Below are 22,469 nucleotides of genomic sequence, written 5' to 3'. Positions count from 1 at the left end.
CCAAACCCAGCTCAGGGTGAAACAGAACTGTCACACTACCTGCTTAAGGTAGCGCTCACTTTACACCCGTTGATGGTTTGGCGGCCTGCACACAACACCTGATGTTGGCTCGCTTCTGTCAGTTCTCTGTGATGTCGGAGCAAAAATATGAACATACAAACCTTATCCAAAACCATGCTTACCTTAGGTCTACTGGGCGCTTTAAGCGCCTGCCAAAGCCAGCAGCCACAACAAGTAGCTACGCAAACACTACCAACCAAAATACAAGGCTCCGTCGAGGCGATTGTTGACAGCTGGCACTTACCCGGAACAGATCAGGTATTAACGGCATCAGAACACCATGGACTCAGTCTACTTCAGGGGAATGTACGCAAAGCGCAACTCCCGGGCGAATTTAAACAACTCCGCCTCAGTGCGATGAGTGACAACCAGTGGCTATATGCCGCACTTGAAGGCAGCAAAGACAGTGTATTTGTGGGCACGCTGGATGCTACTGATGCACAACTGCAACCACGCTTTGAGCTCACGCAAACCGGACTCCTGGTTGATAACTTCTGCTTATTTGCAGATCCGGCAGATCAGACTCTGTCTATCTTTGTCTCCGATGGTCGTGGCAGGGCTGAACAATGGCTGCTTCGCCAGCAGCGGCGTTGGTTGCAAGCCCCCTTACTACTACGCTCAATATCTTTGCCCTACGATGCCGACTCCTGTGCCGTGGACCCTGGTAATGGCTACCTCTACATCAGCGAACCACTGGGGATCTGGCGCTATTCAGCACGCATTGAAGACAATCCACAGTATTATCCGGTCTCTCTGGTTGCCCCATACGGCGAGCAGCAAGCACCCGCAATAAGCCTGGCAACCAGTCACTCTGGCGAACTATTTGCGTTACTGGAAAATGGCCAGGAGGTCCTTTACTGGGATACACCAGACGCCGCAGACAGCTGGATACCCGCTGACACGTTAGTGCTCAAAAATTACCAAGCCACAATGATGAACCTCAGCCAGTCACCGGGGCAACAAACTGCCGAGTTGGGCTTTGCCAATGAACAACAAGGCAGTTATGCCAGTGCACATATTGCACTTAAGTCTGCCCCAACCGCGCAAACGCTGCCAATAGTTCGACCCAAAGCACAAAGCCACCCTGCTGAACAGTTTGGCGATGCGATGGATGACCCAGCCATCTGGGTGCATCCGAGTAACCCCGCTGCTTCTCTGGTACTGGGGACACACAAAAAACAAGGCCTGGAAGTCTATGACCTCAAAGGTAACCTGTTGCAACAGTTCAAAGATGGCCGACTCAATAATGTCGACCTGCGCGATGGTTTCAGCTGGCAGGGTCGCACCATCAGTATCGCTGCTGCAAGCAAGCGCAATGATGATAGTCTCGCATTTTATGGTGTTGAAGCTGATGGCACAGTGTTTAGGCTAGGAACTGTGCCAGCCGGGCTTGATGAAATTTATGGTCTCTGTATGGCCGCTTTTGAAGGCACCCATTATGTATTTGCCAATAATAAAGCCGGTCTGACAATTCAGTACGCATTACAAGCTAACACAGGCAAAATTGCCGCCGCAAAAGTACGCCAAATATCATTGAACTCACAACCGGAAGGCTGTGTGGCAGATGATGAGCGCGGCCGCTTGTTTATTGGCGAAGAAGATGTTGGGATCTGGGCCACCAGCCTGAACCCGGCGGATAACAGTCAGCCTGTGTCAGTAGCCAAAGTGGGTGAGCACCTTGTTGATGACGTCGAAGGCCTTGCCTTATCGTTTGGCAAATCACCTGTTCTGGTCGTTTCCAGCCAGGGCAACAACAGCTATCAACTATACGAAGCAACGCCCCCATACCGACATCTGGCCGGGTTTCGCGTCGGTCTGGATGGCTTTAACGGCATTGATGGGGCATCAGAAACGGATGGCCTTGCTTTGTCCACCCGCCTGCGTACACCAGACTACCCCGAAGGCCTGCTGGTGATCCAGGATGGTCGTAACCGCTTTCCGGATAAACCACAAAACTTTAAATACGTTAGCTGGCAGGATGTGTTAACAGCCACGGGGTTAAGTGACACCCCGAAATAGCGCTACGCACGCTGTATGTAGGCTTTACTTTGGCTTATAAAGCCTGTTTAAGTCAGCCTGCCTGTACAGTCCAGCACCTACAAAAAACGGGCTAGTTTATACCCGTTTTTTACCGTTTTTGCTGTGCAATCACACATCAAAGTGCATGTTCAAACAGCACGCATGGTCTGACATTAATACTCGATTGCTACCAGCTTGCACCACGGTCCAATTTTGGTCATATTGGAGTCGATCGTTACGGTCATAGCAATATCCATTGCTTTATTGGCCAGTAACGCCGAAAAAATAGCGGCATCTTGTGCAGGGTGCAAATAAGCCATATTCTTGACACAGCCTGATGCCGAATCCGAGAAATTTTTATCAAATTTCACCAATGCCATATCGGCATATCGTGAGTCTGAATATTCTACAGTTCTCATCGAAATACTGAGCATTTTTGCATTGCTTACGGCGAAATGTTGCGCATTAGCATTAAACGCAAATATCACTGCAATTAACAATAATAATTGTTTCATCATTGTTCCTAAGTTATGGGGAGGGCGCTCATACTAGTGGCGCTACACTATTTGTCAACAGCCAGGTTCAAAGAAGGCCTCACCTTAAACAGGTCATTCATAAAACAAAAAAGCCGAGCGCATTAGCCCGGCTTCTCAGTTTTGTGCCTAAGAATGGCAACTAATCTGTCGCAACAGATTAGTTTTTCACAATGGCGTTGTGGTACACGTTCTGTACGTCGTCACAGTCTTCCAGCATGTTGATAAACTTCTCGAAGTTTGCCAGATCGTCTTCACCTGTGATCTCAACGTGTGTTTGCGGAACCCAGGTAATTTCATCTACTTCGAAAGTGATACCGTCAAACGCTTCAATCAAGGCTGTTTTCGCTTTGAAGTACTCAGTGTGAGGTGCAAACACGGAAACCTGACCGTCTTCTACTTCAACGTCCGTCACGTCAACATCCGCCATCATCAGCGCTTCCAGTACGGCTTCATCGTCATCACCGGCGAAGCCAAGGATAGCAAAGTGATCGAACATGTGAGCAACACAGCCCGGACTACCAATTTTTGAGTCTGTCTTTGTGAACGGCAGACGTACATCCTTGATAGTACGGTTCGGGTTATCAGTCAGACAGTCCACAATCACCATACAGTTACCAGGGCCGTAACCTTCATAACGTGCTGGTGAGTAATCTTCACCTGCACCACCGGCCGCTTTTTCAATCGCTTTTTCAATAACGTGTGCCGGAACCTGGTCTTTCTTAGCTTTATCGATCAAACGACGAAGGGAGAGGTTGGTGTCTGGATCAGCGCCACCATTTTTTGCGACTACATAGATCTCTTTACCATATTTTGAGTTTACTTTGGTCTTTGCCGCTGCCGTTTTTGCCATGGCGTTTTTGCGGACTTCAAATGCTCTACCCATCTTAATTCTCGTTTGTGCAAATTAAATTGGACAAGATTCTAACAAGACATTGCATTTTGGGCCATACCCAGACGAGAATTGCCCGATATTGCGATATTTACTCTGAGATTTTTAGGCAAACTGGCCAGTTCGAGCGCGATGATGCAGACCTAGTGCCGCAGGCAGGTCAACAAATCGCTCAATGATGATATCAGCCTGCTGAGCATAGTCTGGCAGGCCAACGGGGGCAAACAAACAAGCATGCATACTGGCACGTTGTGCAGCTTCAATGTCGTATTTATAATCACCCACATAAACACAGTGTTGATAAGGTAAAGACCAACTATCAGCAACCATATGCAGTGCCTGAGGATCCGGCTTAGGTAACGCATCTTCGCGTGTCAGCATATAGTCCAAATCCAGACGGCATCGCTCAAGTTTTAGCTGCGCTGCTTTGGAATAGTTACGCGTGACTATGGCCATAGGCATGCCGATGGATTTAAGAAACGACACTGTGTCTACCACTCCGGGGATTGGTTCTGCATGCTGTGCGTCCTGCATCTCATGTTGATGGATCAGCGCCATGGCTTCTTCACGCATGTAAGGAGAAGGTAAAGACTCGACGAAATCGAGTAAGTCTGCATCACGATCACAGCCAATCTGTGCTTTGATTAAAGCGAAATCAAGAGAGGAGGTTACCAGAGTACCATCCAGGTCAAAAATCACACCTTTTACCATTAAATCAGCCATTCATATTTCCTTATCACCAAGGCTTCAACCAAACTAAACATAGGGTAAGCCGAAACACCTTGCAAAGATATTAAAAATAAAATTATCGAGGCCCTACCTGCTGGTCACATCGCAGCAATGGGACCTGAAATTCATACGCACGCAACCGTTGTACGGATCATTTGAAACCGAAGTAGGAACATGCCATGGTAAAGATAAACAACTCAACAAGGAGCCGTGATGGATAATCCTATCGAACAGTTTCTATCCTGGTGGCAACAGGCCAAAGCTCAGTCTAATCTCAAGCAACGCAGCGCCATTTGTATTTCTACCTTGGACGAACAGGGCTTCCCCAGTGGTCGTTTTGTCGACCTTAAAGCGGTGAGTGATGCCGGTTTTACTTTTTGCACGCACCTGGGTTCGCACAAAGGACAAGACTTGCGACGTAATCCCAAAGTGGCTTTGACAGCCTGGTGGGACGCCCTGGGCTATCAGGTCCGTGTTAAAGGACTGGCATCCGAGATCAGCCGTGCCGATGCACTGCGTTACTGGCAAAGCCGCAGTCATGACGCTCAGCTCACCACCTTAGCCTGTCAGCAAAGCCAGCCGCTGGTATCAATGCAAGCCGTTACCAGCAAACTCGAAACACTTAGTAATGACTATCAGGCACAAACGATACCACTCCCCGACGACTGGGGGGGTTTTATTATACAACCGCTCAGTATCGAGTTTCTGACCTTCAAAGAAAGCAGGCTCCATGTGCGCGAACTCTACCAGCATGAAAATGGGGCTTGGTATAAAACCCTGTTACAACCTTAGTAAGTGTAAAGGCCCTTGCCATCTTACCGGATTTAATCAGCTCACTATGTGTAAGAAAAGCCTGTCACTTAAGCACCAATGACATCTGTCATGCCCTTGTCATGACAGATCACACACGTAATCACCCATGCCATTTCGTAAAGTTATCCCATCAAAACAATGACTCATCAAAGGATAACTAACATGACTAAACACCTGACTCGCACCACCGCCTTGGCCTGCATGCTTGCCGCACTTTCGACCAGTGCGATGGCACAAGATCTGACCATCACATTCAGTGGCCTGGCACACCAATCTGGTACCCTGAAGCTCGTCGCTTATGACTCTCCGGCCGCGTTTATACAGCAACAAGCATGGCGGGTGGCGCAACAGCACGTATCAGGCAACCAGCCTGAACTCATATTACGCGACGTAGAACCCGGACAGTACAGCTTTATGGTTTATCAGGACCTCAACAACGACGGCAGGCTGAATCGAAACCGCTTTGGTATACCAACTGAACCTTATGGTTTTAGCAATAATGCAATGCTCACAGGCGCCCCCCAGTTCCCGCAACTGGCGGTACACGTCACGCAACAAAATCAGAATTTAAAAATACGACTGCGTTGACCAAAAAAGTGTCACAGCAAGCCACCTGTCTGTGACACTTACCCCATACACCGCCAAAAAGCCCCTCTCCATTAACATACCCGTAATAGAAATGCTGTGTACCCACAACAGAATCATAGTATTTTTTTCTTATTAAATATTATGAAGTTACTGGATCAACAACGAAACTTTATGCAATAGTGTGTGCGTAAAGTGATCCAAAATTGTCACTTCGCACTATATTTAAACAGCTATTTACGCTAAAACCCCAAGAAGTGAGTCGTGCATGCTCAAAACAATAGCTAAAACCATATCCAGCCACCTTACCCTTGTTGTTCTGCTTCCATGCTTGCTGTTGGGCGGCGTCATTTTTTATGACGTGTCAGTGTCAGCAAAACGCATGAATGACGCCTATGACGCCGAATACAATTCCTTTTTGAGCCATGCTGTGCTCGCGCTGATACACGAAACGCAAAAAGAGCGGGGTGCTTCCGCAGGCTTCATCGGTTCGCAAGGCCAAAAATTTCAAAGCAACCTGACACAGCAACGCCGTCTGACCGAAAGCCAGCTCACTAAGCTGAAAAGCGAGGTGATACACTGGGACTTATCGGAAGACATGACGCGCGAGCTCAACATATTGCTGCAAAAGTTTGACCAGCTCGACACTGTCAGGCGCAAAGTCAGCTCGCTCTCTATGAGCCTGCCTGAAGCATTAAAATACTACACCGACATTAACAATCAGGGCCTGCATATTGTTATCACCGCAGCGCGACTGAGCCGCGATTACATCGTTGCAACTGAGTTAATGGCGATATACAACTTCTCCAGCGCCAAAGAATCTGCAGGCATAGAGCGTGCAGTGCTGACAAATGTGTTTGCACAAGATAGATTTACCCCGGCACTTCGCACCCGCTATACCCAGCTTCACACCAAACAAGAAGTCTATCTGGCTGAAGCACTCGAAGCATCGCCCCCAGAGATGAAAGCCATGTTTTCTGCGGCATTAAACAGCAGAGCCATGAAAAACGTTGACGCTTTCAGAGCCACCGTCGCAGATCGGGATTCGGGGTTTGGGCAAGAGCCCGAAGCCTGGTTCTCAGCCGCTACTCAACGGATTAATGCGCTTAAAGAAGCTGAAGAAAAAGCGCTGACACTGGTCGATAAAACGGCCATCAAGATTCAGGAAGGAGCGGTTACGGTTCTGGTGGTTGAATTGATTATTCTGGTGATAGGCTTACTGATAACAGCTGCGCTGTTCATATCCATCCGGCTTCGCCATCAGCAGTCTGCCAAGATTGCAGAAGGCATTATCATCGCAATGAATCAACGCAACCTGGCACATGAAATCGGTGTTCTTAGCTCAGACGAGCTTGGTAAATCGGCAACCGACATTAACAGCCTGACCCGACAGTTTGCTGAAGATCTGATTGAGTTTGGTCGAGCGTCGCAAAAAATCACCACATCAACCCACGAAACAGCTTGTGCCATCAGCCAGAGCCAGACCAATTTGGTTGAACAGCAATCCGGTGTGCAAACCATTGCCTCAGCGGCTGAGCAAATGAGTGCCAATATTCAGGTCATCGCCAACTCTATGATAGAAAACGCGGCTGCAGCAAAGTCCGTGTCGGAGGAATCAGTCAATGGTCAGAAGGTCGTGACAGACGCGGTGCAAGTGATCCAGCAAGCATCCTTAGATATGGAAAAGTCTGCGACATCCGTTGATGCGCTGAACGAGCGGGTGGGCAGCATTTCGGGCATGGTTGATATGATCCAGAGTATTGCCGAACAGACCAATCTGCTGGCACTGAACGCGGCTATTGAGGCAGCCCGGGCTGGCGAGCAGGGTCGTGGCTTTGCGGTGGTTGCCGACGAAGTACGTAGTCTGGCCAGTCGCACTCAGCAGTCCACAGAAGAAATTTCGGCACTGGTGAGCGAACTACAAACCAGTGCCAAGTCTGCCTCGGACGTCATTACCCAGGGCAAAGAAAATGCCATGCAGGCCGCCGAACGAGCCGAGCTCATTAAAGAAGCGTTAGGCAAAATAGTCGAACAGGCGAAGCAGGTGGAATCAGTGACGGATTCGGTGTCAGTGAATACCCAGCAGCAAAGCAATGCCATTGACGAAGTCAGCCGACATATAGTAGAAATATTTGCCAAGGCCACCGAAACAGTAACCGGGGCCGAACAAATTGCCGTGGCAGCCTCTAATATCGCAGAGGCCGCAATGGATATGGATGAATTAATTGACCGGTATAAAGTGACAGACTAAATGATCTCACACCCTTTCGATACGCTGCGCCTTGGTAATGGCGCAGCTTTGTTATTTACCCCTTGCCCGGGCACTAAAGGCACCACATTGGATGAGTCAGTTCGACAATTGCATGACGCCGGAGCACAGGCGATTGTGACGCTCATGTACCCTTCGGAGTTAGAAAGTAACGAGGCAAACGCCTTACCTCAGGTGTGCGAAGGCCTTGGCATGTCGTGGTTTCAGTTGCCCATTGCAGATGATGCCCCACCTAATGAAGACTTTACGCAGGCATTTGTGAAGAGCTGGCCGCAGCTTAATGCCATCCTGTCTGAACAGGGTACCGTTGCAGTGCACTGTAAAGGCGGCTCAGGACGCACAGGACTGGCCATTGGTTTGATCATGTATCAACTTGGACTGGATAAAGCGGACATCATCCCTCAGGTACAAGCACTGCGTCCAAAAGCGTTAAATCACCCGGCTCAGCTTGAGTTTTTCAATCAATTTTCCCGCTTCGAATAGTCATTCCATATTGATTGCCACTGTCATAGCACAGTGGCAAATGCATTACGCAAACCCATATTGCTGACGAAAATGCTCTAAGACTTTGAGTAGCTCTGTCACTTTTTGCTCATCATATGCGTCATCATGGGCCCGTGCAAAGCGGCCATGGTCGTTGTCAAAATACTGGCCGGACGCCCTGGAGAATTCCTCCGACAACGCCGCCCGAACCAATATATCCGCGCCTTCCTGGACATTGCCCCCGGCGACACCATAGGCCTGCTCAACCATTTTTGACCCCAGAAATGACTTCGGATTTACCGCAACAACCGTCGCCCGGGAATCATCAGAGGCTGCGCCCAGTTGCATTGACCACATGGTCAGGGCGAGCTTACTTTTGGCATACGCGGCATTGTCCGACAAGCTACTGGATGCAATTATCTCTTGTGGTATCAGAGATGCCTGCGCTGCCGATGATAAGTTGATCACTCTGGCACCTTGCTTCATATCTGGCAGCAAAGCTCGGGTCAGCAGATAAGGGGCAATGGTATTCACCATAAAGCGTACATCAATCCCCTCAGGCGTGATTCGCTCTGGTATCACAAATACACCGGCATTGTTGATCAGCACATCCAGCTCAGTACCTGCCTGCTTAAGCGCATTGACCAGATGCTTGATATCACTGATCACACTCAGATCTGCGGTGTAAGTCGCAACACGTTCCGGCTCGATATGCGCCGAAAGTTCAGCTTTGCGCGCCGATAGCTTTTCAGCATTTCTGCCATGTAAGATCACGCGGTGGCCCAGCTCAAGGAGTGTTCTCGCCGTGGCCAGTCCAATCCCATCGGTTGCGCCGGTAATTAATATGGTTTTTGTCATCACTGTATCGCTCACTGAAGTTAATAGGGTCGATTAAAAAGAACCGGAGCGCACTCACGGTACAGATACAGCATAGATTATTTAGGAAAGATTTATTATTGGGCAAAATAAACAATCAGTATTTTACCTTTATTGATAATAAAACGCGATGTTCAGTGGTCAGCGCCAGAAAAACAGCTGCTCTGCGCAAATAAAACAAAGCAGCCATAATCACGATTTACCCTTGCTTTCTGGCAGCCTGATAAGCCTCGCGGCTTTGTACCTGGTTAAGATAGCGCTGTATCTGTGGTTTATCATTCAGCAGCTTAAGATTAGCCGCAAACTCCAGTGTGATGGTCATCATAATGTCTGCTGCGCTAAATTGCGGGCCGGCAAAAAACGTTTGTTGCGACAACGTTGCTTCAATATAGCCCAGATCCAGTGCCAGCTCTTTGGCAATGTATCCATCCATTGGCGTGCTTCCATCACGCTGCTCCATACCCAACAACAAAGTCGTGATCACTGGCAGTGCCAGAGATCCTTCGGCGAAATGTAACCATTCAAGATACTGATAATAATGGGTATCGCTTTTTGCAGGGCGCAGCGCTGTCGGCTCAGCCTGATCAAGTAAATACTCCATGATGGCCCCCGACTCACACAGCACCAGACCGTTGTGTTCAATGGCCGGCGCTTTATTTAGCGGATGAACCTGGCCCAGGCTTGCTGGTGCCAGGCGGGTATGCGGATCACGCTCGTGGTGTACCACTTCGTAAGGCAGCCTAAGCTCTTCAAGCAGCCACAGTACGCGAGTTGAACGTGACTGATTAAGATGGTGTACTTTAATCATGAAAACATGGATCCCTTTTCGAGAACAGTCGGCCGTACATATCAAAAACGACCGACGAGGATAACAATAATTACTGTGTAAGATGCTTAGCCAGTGCCACACCCACAGCGTGTGCGCTGGCCGGATTCTGACCCGTTATCAGGCGTTCATCTTCGACCACCAGCTCCTGCCAGGGCTGCGCTTTTCGGTATTGCGCCGCTTTACGGGCAATGGCTTCTTCAAGCAAGAACGGAATATCGCTGATGGTGCCAAAATCAATTTCCTCTTCGCGGGTAAAGCAAGTGACTGACTTATTCGCAATGAGCGACTCCCCGCTGCTCAGGGTGATCGGCAATAAGGCCGCAGGACCATGGCACACTGCCGCTACCACCCCACCCGCTTCATAATGGCTTGCTGCCAAAGCAGCAAACTGGTCGTCGCTTGCCAGATCACTGAGCAGACCAAAGCCACCCGGATAAAAAATCGCATCATAATCGCTCACATTCAGCTCTGAAGCTTTCAGCGTATTGGCTATTTTTGCCTGCAATTCAGGATCTTCAAGCATCTGCCGATTCACCTCATCGCCTTCTGCGTCCGTACCATATAAAGGCGCCTGACCACCCGCAATAGACGCCAGATCAAAGGCAATTCCCTGTGCTTTTAATATATGACAGACATGTGTCAGCTCCGGGGCGTAGGTACCATTTGCCTGATCTGTTTCGCCTAGGGTTGCGTGGTTAGTGACCGGAATTAGAACTTTTTTCATCGTACTTTACCCTCCTGAGTTATTTGAACTGTGTGCGCAGTACTGGCATATTTCGTGGCCATTGCGTGGTGTGTACTCACTGTAGATTATTTCTCATAAAATGATAATGGCTGTAACTGGCAAACACTTTTGCCATACTGCAAAAGTCATTTCGTACAAGTTACAGGCTGTTTATATCAGTCCCTGATGCGACCAAATCCATTGGCTCAGACAGAAATTACCTTTACCTTAGCTGAAGTTTTACAGCTAATTACAACTTTTCCACAGAGCTTTACATCCTTAAAGCGGGTCAGTCTATATGGTAGGAGTCTGTTGATTATTGGACGTATCAATTAAAGGAGAGATCATAATGCCCAGATGGAACCCGACTTTTTTCACTGCCTTCTTTTTTATCCTACTTTGCTCACTCAGCGGTTGTCATAACAGTAACCAGGAGCTGGTTGAAGACCGTGTCATCACCTTCAGTTCAGACGAAAACACGTTACAGGCCAGACTGGTGGTACCTAAAGTGCACCAAAGTAACGATGCTATCGTTTTGCTTGTACATGGTGATGGCGCGATGGATCACAACGCCAATGGCTACTTTGAGCCAATTATCACCACGTTAAACGAGCAACGATACGCAACTCTGTCCTGGAGTAAACCTGGCGTTGGCAATTCTGATGGCGACTGGCTGACACAAACGATGTCACAACGTGCAGAAGAGGTCCGCAGTGCTATTCGCTATCTGAGACAAAATGGTTATCCGAATAATCCCATTGGCGTCGTTGGCTTCAGCCAGGCAAGCTGGGTGCTGGCCGAATTAGGCGATGAACCCGAAATCACCTTTGCCGCCCTGATAGGTGGTGCTGCAAACTGGCGGGAACAAAGTAAATATACCATGTGGTTGCGCCTGATAGAGGAAGAAAAAATTCATCCTGACGACACGACCGTGTGGCAAGAGATTGAAGAGCTCAACGAGCTGGAATATCAGCTCATTAAAAGCGGATTCAATGACTATCTGGGCAGTGACCTACACTTGCATCCATTTATGGCACGACCATTGGAGGATGAAGCACGCTTTCGCTTTGTACGTGCCAATATTGACTCCGACGTCAGTGTTGGATTTGCCCAGATCCGCTTTCCAATGCTGGCGCTCTTTGGTGATTCAGATATCCGGGTTGATATTGAACATAGCCAGCAGGTATTTGCCAATACCCTGGGTGCGTCAGACAAACTGACTCAAAAGGTGATCAGCAATGCCTCCCACGCCCTGCTTAAAACCGAGCTGTCGATGCGAGCAGCACTGTATTTAACGGAAGATGATTTTGCTCCAGGCGCACTGGACACACTGGTCGAGTGGCTGAATACACAGGCTCACAAGGCTCCATCACAGCGCTTATAGGTTCAAACCTGGGTGAAGCAGCAAGCCAGCTTCACCCTCTTTTCACTTTTTAGTTGCATGATAACCACAAAATCAATACCTTAGGTATATAACAATAAAGAATACCCGATCATGCTGTACATCATACTCACCATTGCACTGCTGGCGCTCAGCGCTTTACTGTTTACCCCCTCATTCAAAGCTTTTACGCTCCGTTACGAAGTAGCCTGTAATTTTATTCTGACCCTGGTTGCCACCTTAGTCGGTGTACTGCTGGCAATAGCGATCAGCAACTACGATGCAGACAAAAAAGAAATCAAAGACTTAATTAAGGTACTTTATGCCGCCGAAGCGGTGGTTGAGGAAAGCCTGGACTACAGCGTCAAACTCAATGAAATTTACCAGGAAAACCCTGAACAATTTGGTAAACAGGGCGACTTTTTTGCCCGCAATCCACTCGTTTACCCGCACTACCTGGATAATATGCTCACTCAGAATTTGATCAGTAAAAACTTGTCACAGGAAGGGTTAAGTGAGCTGAACGAGCACCTGATCACATTGCAGCGCTCAAAGCAGGTTGCCCCTCAGGCCTTTATCGCCAGTATGCGTTACATCCAGCAAGTGCTGATTTTAGAGCGTCGCTTTCAGCTCAGAGAAATCTCAGCACAGGAGTACCAACAAGCACTTGATGCGCATGAAGAACAACTGGTGTATCAACAACAAAAAGCAAAAATAATAAAGCCTGCCATGCGTTTATGACTTACCGCAACATGGCGGCAGCAGGGATTGCTCTGTAAGGTCTGTCAGTATTCCGTTAATTTATCTGCATACCTCAGGGGCCTGATAGTCCAGCTTCATTAAATCAAAGTAGTTTTGCCCCAGTGCGATATATCGAAATGCCTCGTCATCCAAATATTGATTAATGCGGCTGTTGACCTCAACTTCACGCTTGTAATCCCTTTGTTGGTAGCCTTTTGCTGCCACAAAATCACTGCCGGTTAGAATACGTTTTGGATAACGATTAAAAAAAGCCACATACTGCTCTCGTATTGCCGCATGACGAAAATACGCCTCATATAAAACCCGCCAGGAAATATCCAGCATCAGGTTAGGATAGGTATCCAGCAGACGCGATAAAATCGCGATATGCAGCTGTGGATCCAGCTTAGTTTGCTCCCGTGACAACCCCATATGGACCCAAACAATCGGGTTTTCCGGGTAACGGGCCAGCACACTTTCCATCAGATGCAAATACTTGGTTGGCGCCTGATCTGAGCCGATATCAGCATGAATGGACAAAGGCATGGGTGCCCTGCCGCCTTCAGGCGCTCTAAGCCGGGCCATAAACGGCGCCCAGTCATCGATTCGCTGCGGCGGCGTTGCCCGGTGCGTATGCGCAAACAATGCCTGCTTCACCAGATTCACCTCTCCCATCCAGGTAAATGCAGGTCCAAATTCATCGTCCAGTAATGCCATTTTTTGCGCGACATACTGCGGCTCACTGAGGTCGGCAAAGCTCATTGACAGGGTCAGATGAACATCTGTATTTGGGTGCAATAGCGCATTGGATGCATTGATAATATCGTTTCTGATGGTCGGCTTAATTTCACCTGTCGGACACACTGAAAAGCGCTGACAACCACTTTGCGCGCTGAACATTTGTCCGATGCCAAAGGCATTGACAAATAAAACACCAGCAGGCTGAAAATAGCCTATGAGTTCAGGGTAAGGAACCGCCTCACCACCGAAAGGGCGAAAATGAGCATGGGCATCCACCACAAACGTATAAGGCTGTGTGTCCCTGTCATAACAAGCCTGCTCTGCGCCCGGCTTAAACTGTGTCAAATGACGCTCGCTTAGCGTGCTTTGACAAGCCGCTGTCAGGGCCATCACCATAGGTAGCAGTACAGCACGTAATTTATGTATTTTCACGGTTTCTCCCTGCCTGATTGAGCAATGGCAACATGGCAATTCCGGACTTTTGGTCCGCTTTTGCAATTGATATCAGCATGAAATATATAACCAATTGTTATCACTATACAATTTTTCTGGTTCATTCTTTGCTGTAGACTAAATCCTGATCACCGACCGTTCAAGGGATATTGACCATGTCACAGCGCTATCGCGACTTTATCTGGTTCACCTGTTTACAGCCAGCACTTCTGCAATTGCACAGGCAACCGCGCTGGGCATTGAGCATGCTTGTCCTGCTGACACTGACACTCAGTGCCGTACTCTGTGTTGCTACTGTACTTTACCACATCTGGTTTAAGCCACTTCCCTACCCTCAGCCACAGCACCTCCACCTGCTGGATCATCACCGTCAGGGGAGTACCTCAGAGCTGACAGATCAGGGCTGGCCTTACCCGGCACTCACTGAGCTGTTATCAGCACCGGGTAAACACACATTACTGACCCTCTACTATGCCGAAGAGGTCCTCCTGGACACCCTCTATCAGGAAAAAATAAACACCGCGTATGTCAGTGGCGACTGGCAAACTATGCTGGGGGCTGAATTCATTCATGGCCATAGTAATGCGTTTTTAACCGCACCAGACACTCAACCACACGGTGCGGTGATCAGCCATACGCTGTGGCAAAGCGCATTCGGTGGCACACCAGATATTTTAAAATACCATGTTAATATCAATGGGGTACGCCACCCTATCCAAGGAGTAGTTAGTCCAGATTATCATCCACCTGAGCTATTAAAACCCGGCTGGCAGCCAGAGCTCTGGCTGCCCTTGCGTTTCAACAACTCTGAATATAAAGGCTACTGGCAAAGCCCCGATCCACACATTCGCGTCCTGCTACGCACACCGACACCTCAAGCACAACTTGCGGACTTACAAGCGAGAGCCAATGAATCAGCAGCCTTGCATGCACCAGCGCAACTCAGAGACTGGCAAACCCGTTTGACCGGACATCCTCTGACCAAGGCATTGCGTGGTGATCATCCGGTTATTGTTATTGTCTTTACCTGCACGCTGGCGTTATTGTTGCTAGCTAGTCTGAATCTGGCGCAAATGTTTTTACTCCAGTTGCTGCAAAGCCGACATCAGCTGGCTGTGCGATCTGTGGTTGGTGCAAAATACACAACTTTGCGCAATACCTTGCTGTGTCAGCTGACTTTATTAATAGTCCCAGCACTGGCATTCGCCCTCGGACTAACGCATCTGGCACTAAACTACAGCAACACATGGATATCACAGTTCATTTATCAAAGTGCACAACTAACCGTTAACTGGCAGATCGTATCGCTGGCATGCCTGCTGGGGGGTGTAATCCTGGCTTTGTTCATGATCTTAAGCCACAAACATTGCCAGCCAGAAAAGTTGCTGAGCAGTCTCAAGCGCAGCGGCAAAGGTCAGGCTGCGCAACTATCGCAGACAACCATCAGGCGCTTCGTTGCCTCTCAGGTATTATTGGTTTCCCTGGCCATTTTGGCTTGTACTCAGCTTGTTTGGGACAACCTGAAGCAGCTGACTCACCCGCTGGGTTTCGATACCCAACAAATCTATGAACTGGAGTTCAATGTTGCAACGCTTGACTGGCAGGGCTGGCCAGCTTATGCGCCAATGGCTAAAGCGTTTAAACAGTCTTTGCTGCAAGAGCCAGGTGTAATAGCAGCCAGTTTCGCCCGTACTCCGCTTAAAGATGACTTTCAGTTCAATGTCACCGCATCGTGGAACGATACCCGCTATCTGCCATTTCATCGCAATGTGGATCAAGACTACTTTTCGGTACTGGCACAACGTCTTATTGCAGGGCGGACCTTCACCGCACAGGACATTGAGGAACAACGTCCTGTGGTGATCGTCAATCGTACATTCGCCCGTCAGCTAGGCGGTGAGGTGCTGGATAAAACGCTGAATATTGATGGGGTAAAAGCACAACGTATCATCGCGGTCATCGACGACCTGCAACTGCCAGGTAAACCCATTCCTCCGGCACGCTTTTACCTGCCGAACTTTGGCTCAGCGACTTACCTGCTGGTTAAACTCGCACCTGGGGTGACTCTGAGCAAAACACAACTCAGTACGCGGTTAAAACAACAGCATCCACAATTTGTCCTGACTCAGTGGCGCGCATTGGCAGAGGAAGTCGCCCATGCCCATCAGTATCGGCGTATCACAACCTGGCTGTTGGTCGTTGTCAATCTGCTGATCCTAATCATTACCACCTATGGCATATACAGCCTGCAAAGCTACGCAGCTTATCTTCAGCAAGGTGTAGTCAAAGTTCATTTGATGCTGGGAGCAAAACGTCGTCAGGTATTGTTGGCAAGGATCCGAGCATTTTTGCAGCCCGCATTGCTCAGCCTTGCACTTGCAGTGATTGCGATAAGCTTGAGCTGGCCCTGGTTCGACTCCTTAATGGCATTTTCTCCCAGTCTGACACTCATTGTAGCAAGCTTCGCCGGTGTAATTATAACTCTGGTGGCTATCAGCCTCATCACAGCCCGCCAATATGTTCCCACCAAGCGGTTGTTATGATGTGTAAAGGGGGTTTCCATCCCCCCTTTTTTTAGAATACTAACCGCGGACCTCTGCGGCTTGTTTTAATCGCGATAAATCCCGCCACAACACTGGTGCCACTATCAAGGTTAGCACCAGATTAGACACTGGCACAGATAGCCATACTCCATCTACCCCAAGCTGATATGGCAGCAAGTATAAAAATGGCACCTGAATGACCATGTTACCCAGCGAGATCAGCAGAGATTTTCCTCCCTGATCCAATGCCACATAATACATGGCGGCAAGAAAAATAAACCCATCCAGAAACACCATAGACAAATGCAGACGCGCACCATGTTGCGCCTCATTAAGCAGTGCCTGATCCCGAGTAAAGAAGGACACGATCGCTTCGGGAAACACGTTCAGACACAGCACAATCACAAGACCCACTGACAAGCTCACCTGACATGCCAGCTTAAGGGTCGCACGGATCTTCTCGATTTGCCCCGCACCGTAATAATAGCTCACCGGTGGCTGCATACCACTGGCAACCCCTTCAGCGAAAAAGTAATAAATTACCCCAATATAACCGATGAGCGCAAAAGCTGCGACGTGCAAGGACTCACCATAAGTCAGTAGCTGCTTGTTGTGCAGTGCAGTAATAAATGCAAAGTACAAAAACATTGCGAGCCCCGATGCGCCCTGAACTAAGGTGCGCCCCGCCAGTTTCTGAGAAAAAGTCAGCCTGCTTAAGCTCAGTCCGATACCCGCTTTTGAAGAGCAAAAATAACTCAGTGCCAATATGCCCACCAGGGATTGCGATACCACGCTGGCCCAGGCTGCACCTGCAAGCTGCCATTGCAACAACACGATAAACACATAATCGAGAACAATATTGGTCAGCGCCCCAAGTATCAGTAACCGCGTAGCCACACCCGGACTGCCATCATTACGGATCAACATAGGTAACGCGCCTGCTGCCATAGTTGCTAACGCTCCCCAGCCAAATACCGACAAATAGCTGTAACCAAACCTCAGCACCTCACCGCTGGCTCCCTGCAAATCAAGCAACAGACTGCCACTGGCATACAAACCCAGACTGGTTGTCATTGCCAGTATCAGCAGCAACCAGATACTGGTTGCCAGCACAGCATGCGACTGTTCGCTGTCTTTGGCACCGCGAAACAAAGACAACAGGCTCCCGGCACCTATGCCTACCAAAGTACCGAGGCCCGCTATCAGGCCTACTACAGGCCAGGCAATATTCACCGCAGCCAGGCCATCTGCCCCGATAAAATGACCAACGAAGACCCCATCAACAACCTGATACAGCCCATTCACCATCATGGCGGCAACAGCCGGTATGGTGTAACGCCAAAATGTTCTGGTAACCGAATCACTCTGCTTGCCTGTCGGATCTTTTTGATTTTGACTGAGCTCAGTCAGCTCAACATCATGCGTTTGCATAAAACTCCCCGCTCATTGCGAATAACCGCTATTATGCTTAACTATCGGATGAAAGAAAGTTAGTTACTATCCGCTTTTCGGATACATTGGAGTTTGTTATGCACTGGACACTCGATCAACTGGAAGCCTTTGTGACTGCCGCCAGAACGGGGTCATTTTCTGCTGCCGCCCGCAAGCTGGGTAAAGCCCAGTCCCGTGTCAGCACAGCCATTGCCAACCTGGAAACCGATCTGGGTTTTGAGTTATTTGACCGCACAGCCCGGTTACCAGTGTTAAATGCCGCCGGGCATGACCTGTTCGCAGAGGCAGAAGCTGTGCTCATGCAATGCCAGAGGTTACAATCAAGAGCGCTGTCTATGAGCTGCGGTGAGGAAGTATCTCTGACCGTCGCCATGGATGAGGCTGTGCCCATCAATGCCTTTGAAACTCTGTTCGAGCAGCTGTCACATCAGTTTCCTCTCCTGAAACTGTCTATATTAAACGGCTCACAGGACGATATTGCTGGCTGGGTTGATGAACAAAAAGCCGATCTGGGCATTTTATTTCACCAAAAGCCACTTTCACAAAGTCTCGATTTTACGCCGCTGGGCAGCTTTGAGCAGCGTCTGATAGTCGCCCCCGATCACCCGCTGGCATCACACTCACAGCCAACCGTAGAACAATTAAATCAGCATCGGCAGCTAGTGATCCGGGACCGTATTGGCAACAGCCAGTCTCAAGCGATTTCTTCTTTTCACTGGCATGTAGACAGCTATTACTATATCGCTGGCCTGGTGTTAAGAGGGGTGGGCTGGGCACTGGTGCCTGAGCATGTCGTAAAATCTCATTGGTTTAACGAGGCAGTTATCACGCTTTCCACCCGGCATATTCCCGGCTCTCTGACCGTAGACATGGGCCTGGTCAGGCGTAGAGACAAAGCCACTGGACCCGTCATTCACTGGATTTACGACACCGCTTTATCAATGGCACTTTAGAGCCAGTTATAATCCATTTGGCGGGCCGTTTTAATCGCCAGTGATTTACCAAAGTGCAGCTTTACCAGCTCAAGGCTCATGTCGATACCTGCTGACACCCCTGCCGAGCTGGTAAAATTCTGATCCATTACAAACCGTTTATCTTCACACACTTTCAGGTGCGGATAACTGGTTTGCAGCCGCGCCAGGTCATCCCAATGAGTGGTCACCGATTTACCGTCAATGAGTCCAGCTTCAGCAAACAAAAAGACCCCGGTGCACACAGATGCGCAACGACGGGTATGAGTCGCCGTTTCAGCCAGCCAGGCTAACACTGAGGTATTACTGAGTACCTGCTGATGCTGTCCACCAGCAACAATCAACAAATCAAATCTGGGATGACCATGAATACTGTAATGCGGGTTTACAGACAAGCCACCACGGCAACTGACGGGTGCATGACTGGGAGCAATCAGGCTTACATTTACGGGCTCGTCAACAAAACGGGCAGCCGTGCTGAACACTTCAAATGGGCCGCTAAAGTCCAAGACTTCAACGCCATCGTAAATAAAAATACCGATTTCCATTGAATGATCCAGAATAAGGAAGTTTTTGAGCTCCCTTAGTGTAGCGCAGATCTTAACCATTCATATCTATTTACACTTTGATTTTGGCGATTAATCGAGATCTGATTGCACTTTCATGAATTTGTCTTTTAGTATGCTTGGCAATAAAATACCAACAAGCGAAAACCAACTATGTTGAAAATCAAACTAACACTACTTAGCGCCGCCGTTGCGATCGGTCTGGCAGGCTGTAGCAGCACGCAGCAAAGCAGCACAACCACGCCAACCGTTGCGGAAAAACAATACCAAAACCCGCTGTTACAGCCTTTCACTGGTCCTTATCAAGGCGTACCTCAATTCGATAAAGTACAACTGAAAGATCTTGAGCCTGCACTGGACATCGCACTGGCTGACCATTTAAGCGAAATTGACCTGATTGCAAACAACACCGCTCCGGCGACGTTCGATAATACTATCGTTGCGATGGAGCGTTCAGGTCAGGCACTGGATCGCCTTTTTACCTACTTTGGTATCTGGAGCGCCAACAATTCATCACCTGAATTTCGCCAAATGCAGGGCGGCCTGATGGCAAAGTACGCTCAATACCGTTCTAAAATCACGCAAAACAAGGCGTTATTTGAGCGCGTTAAAACAGTGTATGACAGCCAGGAGTTTAAGCAACTGAGTGCTGAAGAACAGCGTATCACCTGGCTACAGTACAACAGCTTTGCTCGTAACGGTGCAACACTGGAAGGTGAAGCCGCTGAACGTTACGCCGAAATTAACCTGGCTTTATCAAAGCTACACGCAGACTTTGCCAATAATGTACTGGCCGACGAAGAAGGCTATGTCGTATACCTGACCAAAGATCAGCTTTCTGGTCTGCCTCAGTCCTACATTACCTCTGCGGCTGCCGCGGCTGAGGAGCGTGGCAAACCAGGCATGTATGCAGTTACCAACACCCGCTCTTCCATGGCCCCATTCCTGATGTACTCCACTGAACGTGAGCTACGTAAGCAAGTATGGCAGAACTACTACAGCCGTGGTAACAACGCAGGTGAGCACAACAACAAAGCCATCATCAATGAAATCCTGACATTGCGTCACGAGCGGGTGCAACTGCTGGGTTATGAAAACTACGCCCAGTGGCGTCTTGAAGATCGCATGGCTAAAGATCCAAAGAATGCCATGGAGCTGATGGATAAAGTCTGGCCAGCTGCAATTGCCCGCGTAAAAGAAGAAGTGGCAGACATGCAGGCACTGGCAGATAAAGAAGGGGCCAATATTAAGATTGAGCCATGGGATTATCGCTTTTACTCTGAAAAAGTACGTAAAGCCAAATACGACCTGGACTCTAACGAAGTTAAACAGTATCTCCAGCTGGACAAACTGCGTGACGCCATGTTCTACGTCGCAGGTCGCCTGTTTAACTTTGAGTTTACCGAAGTCCCTGAAGGCTCAGTGCCTGTCTTCCACGAAGACGTACGCGTATGGGAAGTCACCGATAAAACCAGCGGTGAGCACATTGGCTTATGGTACTTAGACCCGTTTGCCCGTCAGGGTAAGCGCTCAGGTGCATGGGCTACTTCATACCGTGGCCACACCACCTTTGATGGCAAAACCAACGTATTAAGCTCGAACAACTCAAACTTCGTAAAAGCACCAGCAGGACAGGCCAGCCTGATCTCGTGGAACGATGCAGAAACCTATTTCCATGAATTCGGTCATGCATTGCATTCTCTGTCTTCTAAAGTGAAATACCCAGGTTCCAACTCTGGCGTACGTGACTACACTGAATTCCAGTCACAGCTGCTGGAGCGTTGGCTGGTCACCGATGAAGTCATTAATCGTTTCCTAGTTCATCATGAAACAGGTCAACCTATGCCGAAAGCACTGGTGAATAAAATCAAGCAAGCAGCCAACTTCAATCAGGGCTTCGCCACCACTGAATACCTGGCATCAGCCATTATGGATATGAAGTTCCACACCACAAATCCAGCTCAGATTGGCGACCCGGTTGAATTTGAAAAATCTCAACTGACTGCCATTGGTATGCCATCAGAGATCGTCATGCGTCACCGCACCACACACTTTGGTCACGTTTTCTCCGGTGAAGGTTATTCAGCCGGCTATTACGGCTATCTGTGGGCCGAAGTGCTGACATCAGATGCTGCACAGGCATTTGCCAGCGCGCCAGGTGGCTTTTATGACGAAGAAGTTGCCGATCGCCTGGTGAACTACCTGTTCTCTGTCCGTAACGCAATGGACCCGGCAGAGGCGTACCGCAAGTTCCGTGGTCGTGATGCGGCAGTAGAAGCCCTGATGTTAGATCGCGGCTTCCCGGTCAATGCAGATAAGTAACCTTTGAATTCAAAAAAGCCCTGTTATAACAGGGCTTTCCCTTACAAACGGGATCTTTAAAACGCTACTCAATGATCTCTAGTAAGTGCAGCTTTTTAAATTGCTTTTCCAATGTTGCCATGCTGAATGGCTTAATAATAAACCCATCTACTTTTTCTAGTAACACCTGCTGTACCCGCTCACGACCGTTTTCACAGGTCACCATCACAAGCTTGAGATTTTTTAGTGCCGGTCTGGTACGAATTTCGTGGAGTAAAGCCAGCCCATCTATGTGTGGCATATTCAGGTCAGAAATCACCAGCTGGTAGGGTTTTGCCTCGAGTAGCTCCAGTGCTCGTTTGCCATCTGTCGCTTCATCTATGTCTGTAAAACCAAGCCGACGGAGCATACCTATCATCACATGCCGCATTGACGCCATGTCATCAACAACCAGTATCTTCACCTGTCTCTCCTTAACTTCACCGATAATAAGAATAAAAATTAGACC

General features: G+C 48.9%; 20 protein-coding genes. 10 read left to right on the top strand and 10 right to left on the bottom strand.

Translation table 11 applies throughout. The features are described from left to right. Window positions 1-147 precede the first annotated feature (147 nt). The gene (locus PRUB_RS21830) at window positions 148-2,079 is read left to right on the top strand and encodes a phytase (RefSeq protein WP_010384390.1); all 1,932 of its coding nucleotides are present in this window, start codon (window positions 148-150) and stop codon (window positions 2,077-2,079) included. A gap of 173 nt (window positions 2,080-2,252) precedes the next feature. Here the strand turns inward: PRUB_RS21830 and PRUB_RS21825 are convergent, their stop codons facing one another. The 3 genes from PRUB_RS21825 to PRUB_RS21815 all read right to left on the bottom strand — a co-directional run bounded on the left by PRUB_RS21825 (window position 2,253) and on the right by PRUB_RS21815 (window position 4,227). Further along, window positions 2,253-2,594 (bottom strand): hypothetical protein, encoded by a 342-nt coding sequence (locus PRUB_RS21825; protein ID WP_010384391.1) that lies wholly within the window; start codon window positions 2,592-2,594, stop codon window positions 2,253-2,255. 178 nt (window positions 2,595-2,772) lie between these two features. Continuing rightward, a complete protein-coding gene (locus PRUB_RS21820) occupies window positions 2,773-3,498 on the bottom strand; it encodes a YebC/PmpR family DNA-binding transcriptional regulator (RefSeq protein WP_010384392.1) in 726 nt (241 codons plus the stop codon). 111 nt (window positions 3,499-3,609) lie between these two features. Further along, on the bottom strand, window positions 3,610-4,227 hold the full coding sequence (locus PRUB_RS21815; RefSeq protein ID WP_010384394.1) for an HAD family hydrolase: 618 nt from the start codon (window positions 4,225-4,227) through the stop codon (window positions 3,610-3,612). 219 nt (window positions 4,228-4,446) lie between these two features. Between PRUB_RS21815 and PRUB_RS21810 the strand changes: the two genes are divergently transcribed. From PRUB_RS21810 to PRUB_RS21795, 4 genes are all read left to right on the top strand, one after another. Beyond that, window positions 4,447-5,025: a pyridoxine/pyridoxamine 5'-phosphate oxidase gene (locus PRUB_RS21810; protein WP_010384395.1), complete on the top strand. Its 579-nt coding sequence runs from the start codon at window positions 4,447-4,449 to the stop codon at window positions 5,023-5,025. A gap of 183 nt (window positions 5,026-5,208) precedes the next feature. Continuing rightward, window positions 5,209-5,634, top strand: a complete 426-nt coding sequence (locus tag PRUB_RS21805) for a DUF2141 domain-containing protein (RefSeq protein WP_010384396.1) — start codon at window positions 5,209-5,211, stop codon at window positions 5,632-5,634. A gap of 265 nt (window positions 5,635-5,899) precedes the next feature. Then, a complete protein-coding gene (locus PRUB_RS21800) occupies window positions 5,900-7,882 on the top strand; it encodes a methyl-accepting chemotaxis protein (protein WP_010384397.1) in 1,983 nt (660 codons plus the stop codon). After that, window positions 7,883-8,383: a phosphatase domain-containing putative toxin gene (locus PRUB_RS21795; RefSeq protein WP_010384398.1), complete on the top strand. Its 501-nt coding sequence runs from the start codon at window positions 7,883-7,885 to the stop codon at window positions 8,381-8,383. A 45-nt stretch (window positions 8,384-8,428) separates the two neighbouring features. On the opposite strand, the gene PRUB_RS21790 is transcribed toward PRUB_RS21795, so the two are convergent. From PRUB_RS21790 to PRUB_RS21780, 3 genes are all read right to left on the bottom strand, one after another. Next, window positions 8,429-9,241: an SDR family NAD(P)-dependent oxidoreductase gene (locus tag PRUB_RS21790; protein ID WP_010384399.1), complete on the bottom strand. Its 813-nt coding sequence runs from the start codon at window positions 9,239-9,241 to the stop codon at window positions 8,429-8,431. Between the two features lie 217 nt (window positions 9,242-9,458). Beyond that, window positions 9,459-10,067 carry a glutathione S-transferase family protein gene (locus PRUB_RS21785; RefSeq protein WP_010384400.1) on the bottom strand — a complete coding sequence of 203 codons (609 nt, stop codon included), beginning with the start codon at window positions 10,065-10,067 and terminating at the stop codon, window positions 9,459-9,461. Window positions 10,068-10,137: 70 nt separating this feature from the next. Continuing rightward, window positions 10,138-10,812 (bottom strand): type 1 glutamine amidotransferase domain-containing protein, encoded by a 675-nt coding sequence (locus tag PRUB_RS21780; protein WP_010384402.1) that lies wholly within the window; start codon window positions 10,810-10,812, stop codon window positions 10,138-10,140. Window positions 10,813-11,161: 349 nt separating this feature from the next. Here PRUB_RS21780 and PRUB_RS21775 point away from each other — a divergent pair, with 349 nt between their 5' ends. Both PRUB_RS21775 and PRUB_RS21770 read left to right on the top strand, forming a co-directional pair. Further along, window positions 11,162-12,196 (top strand): alpha/beta hydrolase, encoded by a 1,035-nt coding sequence (locus PRUB_RS21775; RefSeq protein WP_010384403.1) that lies wholly within the window; start codon window positions 11,162-11,164, stop codon window positions 12,194-12,196. Window positions 12,197-12,307: 111 nt separating this feature from the next. Then, entirely contained in the window at window positions 12,308-12,934 is a 627-nt protein-coding gene (locus PRUB_RS21770) for a hypothetical protein (protein ID WP_010384404.1), read from the top strand. A gap of 60 nt (window positions 12,935-12,994) precedes the next feature. Here PRUB_RS21770 and PRUB_RS21765 read toward each other — a convergent pair whose 3' ends face one another. Then, the gene (locus PRUB_RS21765) at window positions 12,995-14,107 is read right to left on the bottom strand and encodes an amidohydrolase family protein (RefSeq protein WP_010384405.1); all 1,113 of its coding nucleotides are present in this window, start codon (window positions 14,105-14,107) and stop codon (window positions 12,995-12,997) included. Window positions 14,108-14,283: 176 nt separating this feature from the next. Between PRUB_RS21765 and PRUB_RS21760 the strand changes: the two genes are divergently transcribed. Next, on the top strand, window positions 14,284-16,671 hold the full coding sequence (locus tag PRUB_RS21760) for an ABC transporter permease (RefSeq protein ID WP_010384406.1): 2,388 nt from the start codon (window positions 14,284-14,286) through the stop codon (window positions 16,669-16,671). A gap of 39 nt (window positions 16,672-16,710) precedes the next feature. Here the strand turns inward: PRUB_RS21760 and PRUB_RS21755 are convergent, their stop codons facing one another. Further along, window positions 16,711-18,102: an MATE family efflux transporter gene (locus PRUB_RS21755; protein WP_010384407.1), complete on the bottom strand. Its 1,392-nt coding sequence runs from the start codon at window positions 18,100-18,102 to the stop codon at window positions 16,711-16,713. A 98-nt stretch (window positions 18,103-18,200) separates the two neighbouring features. Here PRUB_RS21755 and PRUB_RS21750 point away from each other — a divergent pair, with 98 nt between their 5' ends. Further along, window positions 18,201-19,076 carry a LysR family transcriptional regulator gene (locus PRUB_RS21750; RefSeq protein WP_010384408.1) on the top strand — a complete coding sequence of 292 codons (876 nt, stop codon included), beginning with the start codon at window positions 18,201-18,203 and terminating at the stop codon, window positions 19,074-19,076. Here the strand turns inward: PRUB_RS21750 and PRUB_RS21745 are convergent. Continuing rightward, complete coding sequence (locus PRUB_RS21745; protein ID WP_010384410.1) at window positions 19,073-19,642, bottom strand: DJ-1/PfpI family protein; 570 nt, start codon at window positions 19,640-19,642, stop codon at window positions 19,073-19,075. The two genes, PRUB_RS21750 and PRUB_RS21745, sit on opposite strands and share 4 nt — an antisense overlap. Window positions 19,643-19,813: 171 nt before the next feature. Here PRUB_RS21745 and PRUB_RS21740 point away from each other — a divergent pair, with 171 nt between their 5' ends. Further along, the gene (locus tag PRUB_RS21740; protein ID WP_010384411.1) at window positions 19,814-21,982 is read left to right on the top strand and encodes a M3 family metallopeptidase; all 2,169 of its coding nucleotides are present in this window, start codon (window positions 19,814-19,816) and stop codon (window positions 21,980-21,982) included. A gap of 64 nt (window positions 21,983-22,046) precedes the next feature. Here PRUB_RS21740 and PRUB_RS21735 read toward each other — a convergent pair whose 3' ends face one another. Beyond that, window positions 22,047-22,424, bottom strand: coding sequence for a response regulator (locus PRUB_RS21735; protein WP_010384412.1), 378 nt, complete (start codon window positions 22,422-22,424; stop codon window positions 22,047-22,049). Window positions 22,425-22,469 lie beyond the last annotated feature (45 nt).

It is taken from the genome of Pseudoalteromonas rubra (assembly GCF_000238295.3).
GTDB classification, from domain to species: Bacteria; Pseudomonadota; Gammaproteobacteria; order Enterobacterales; family Alteromonadaceae; genus Pseudoalteromonas; species Pseudoalteromonas rubra.
This window is presented reverse-complemented; position numbering and strand designations above follow the sequence as displayed.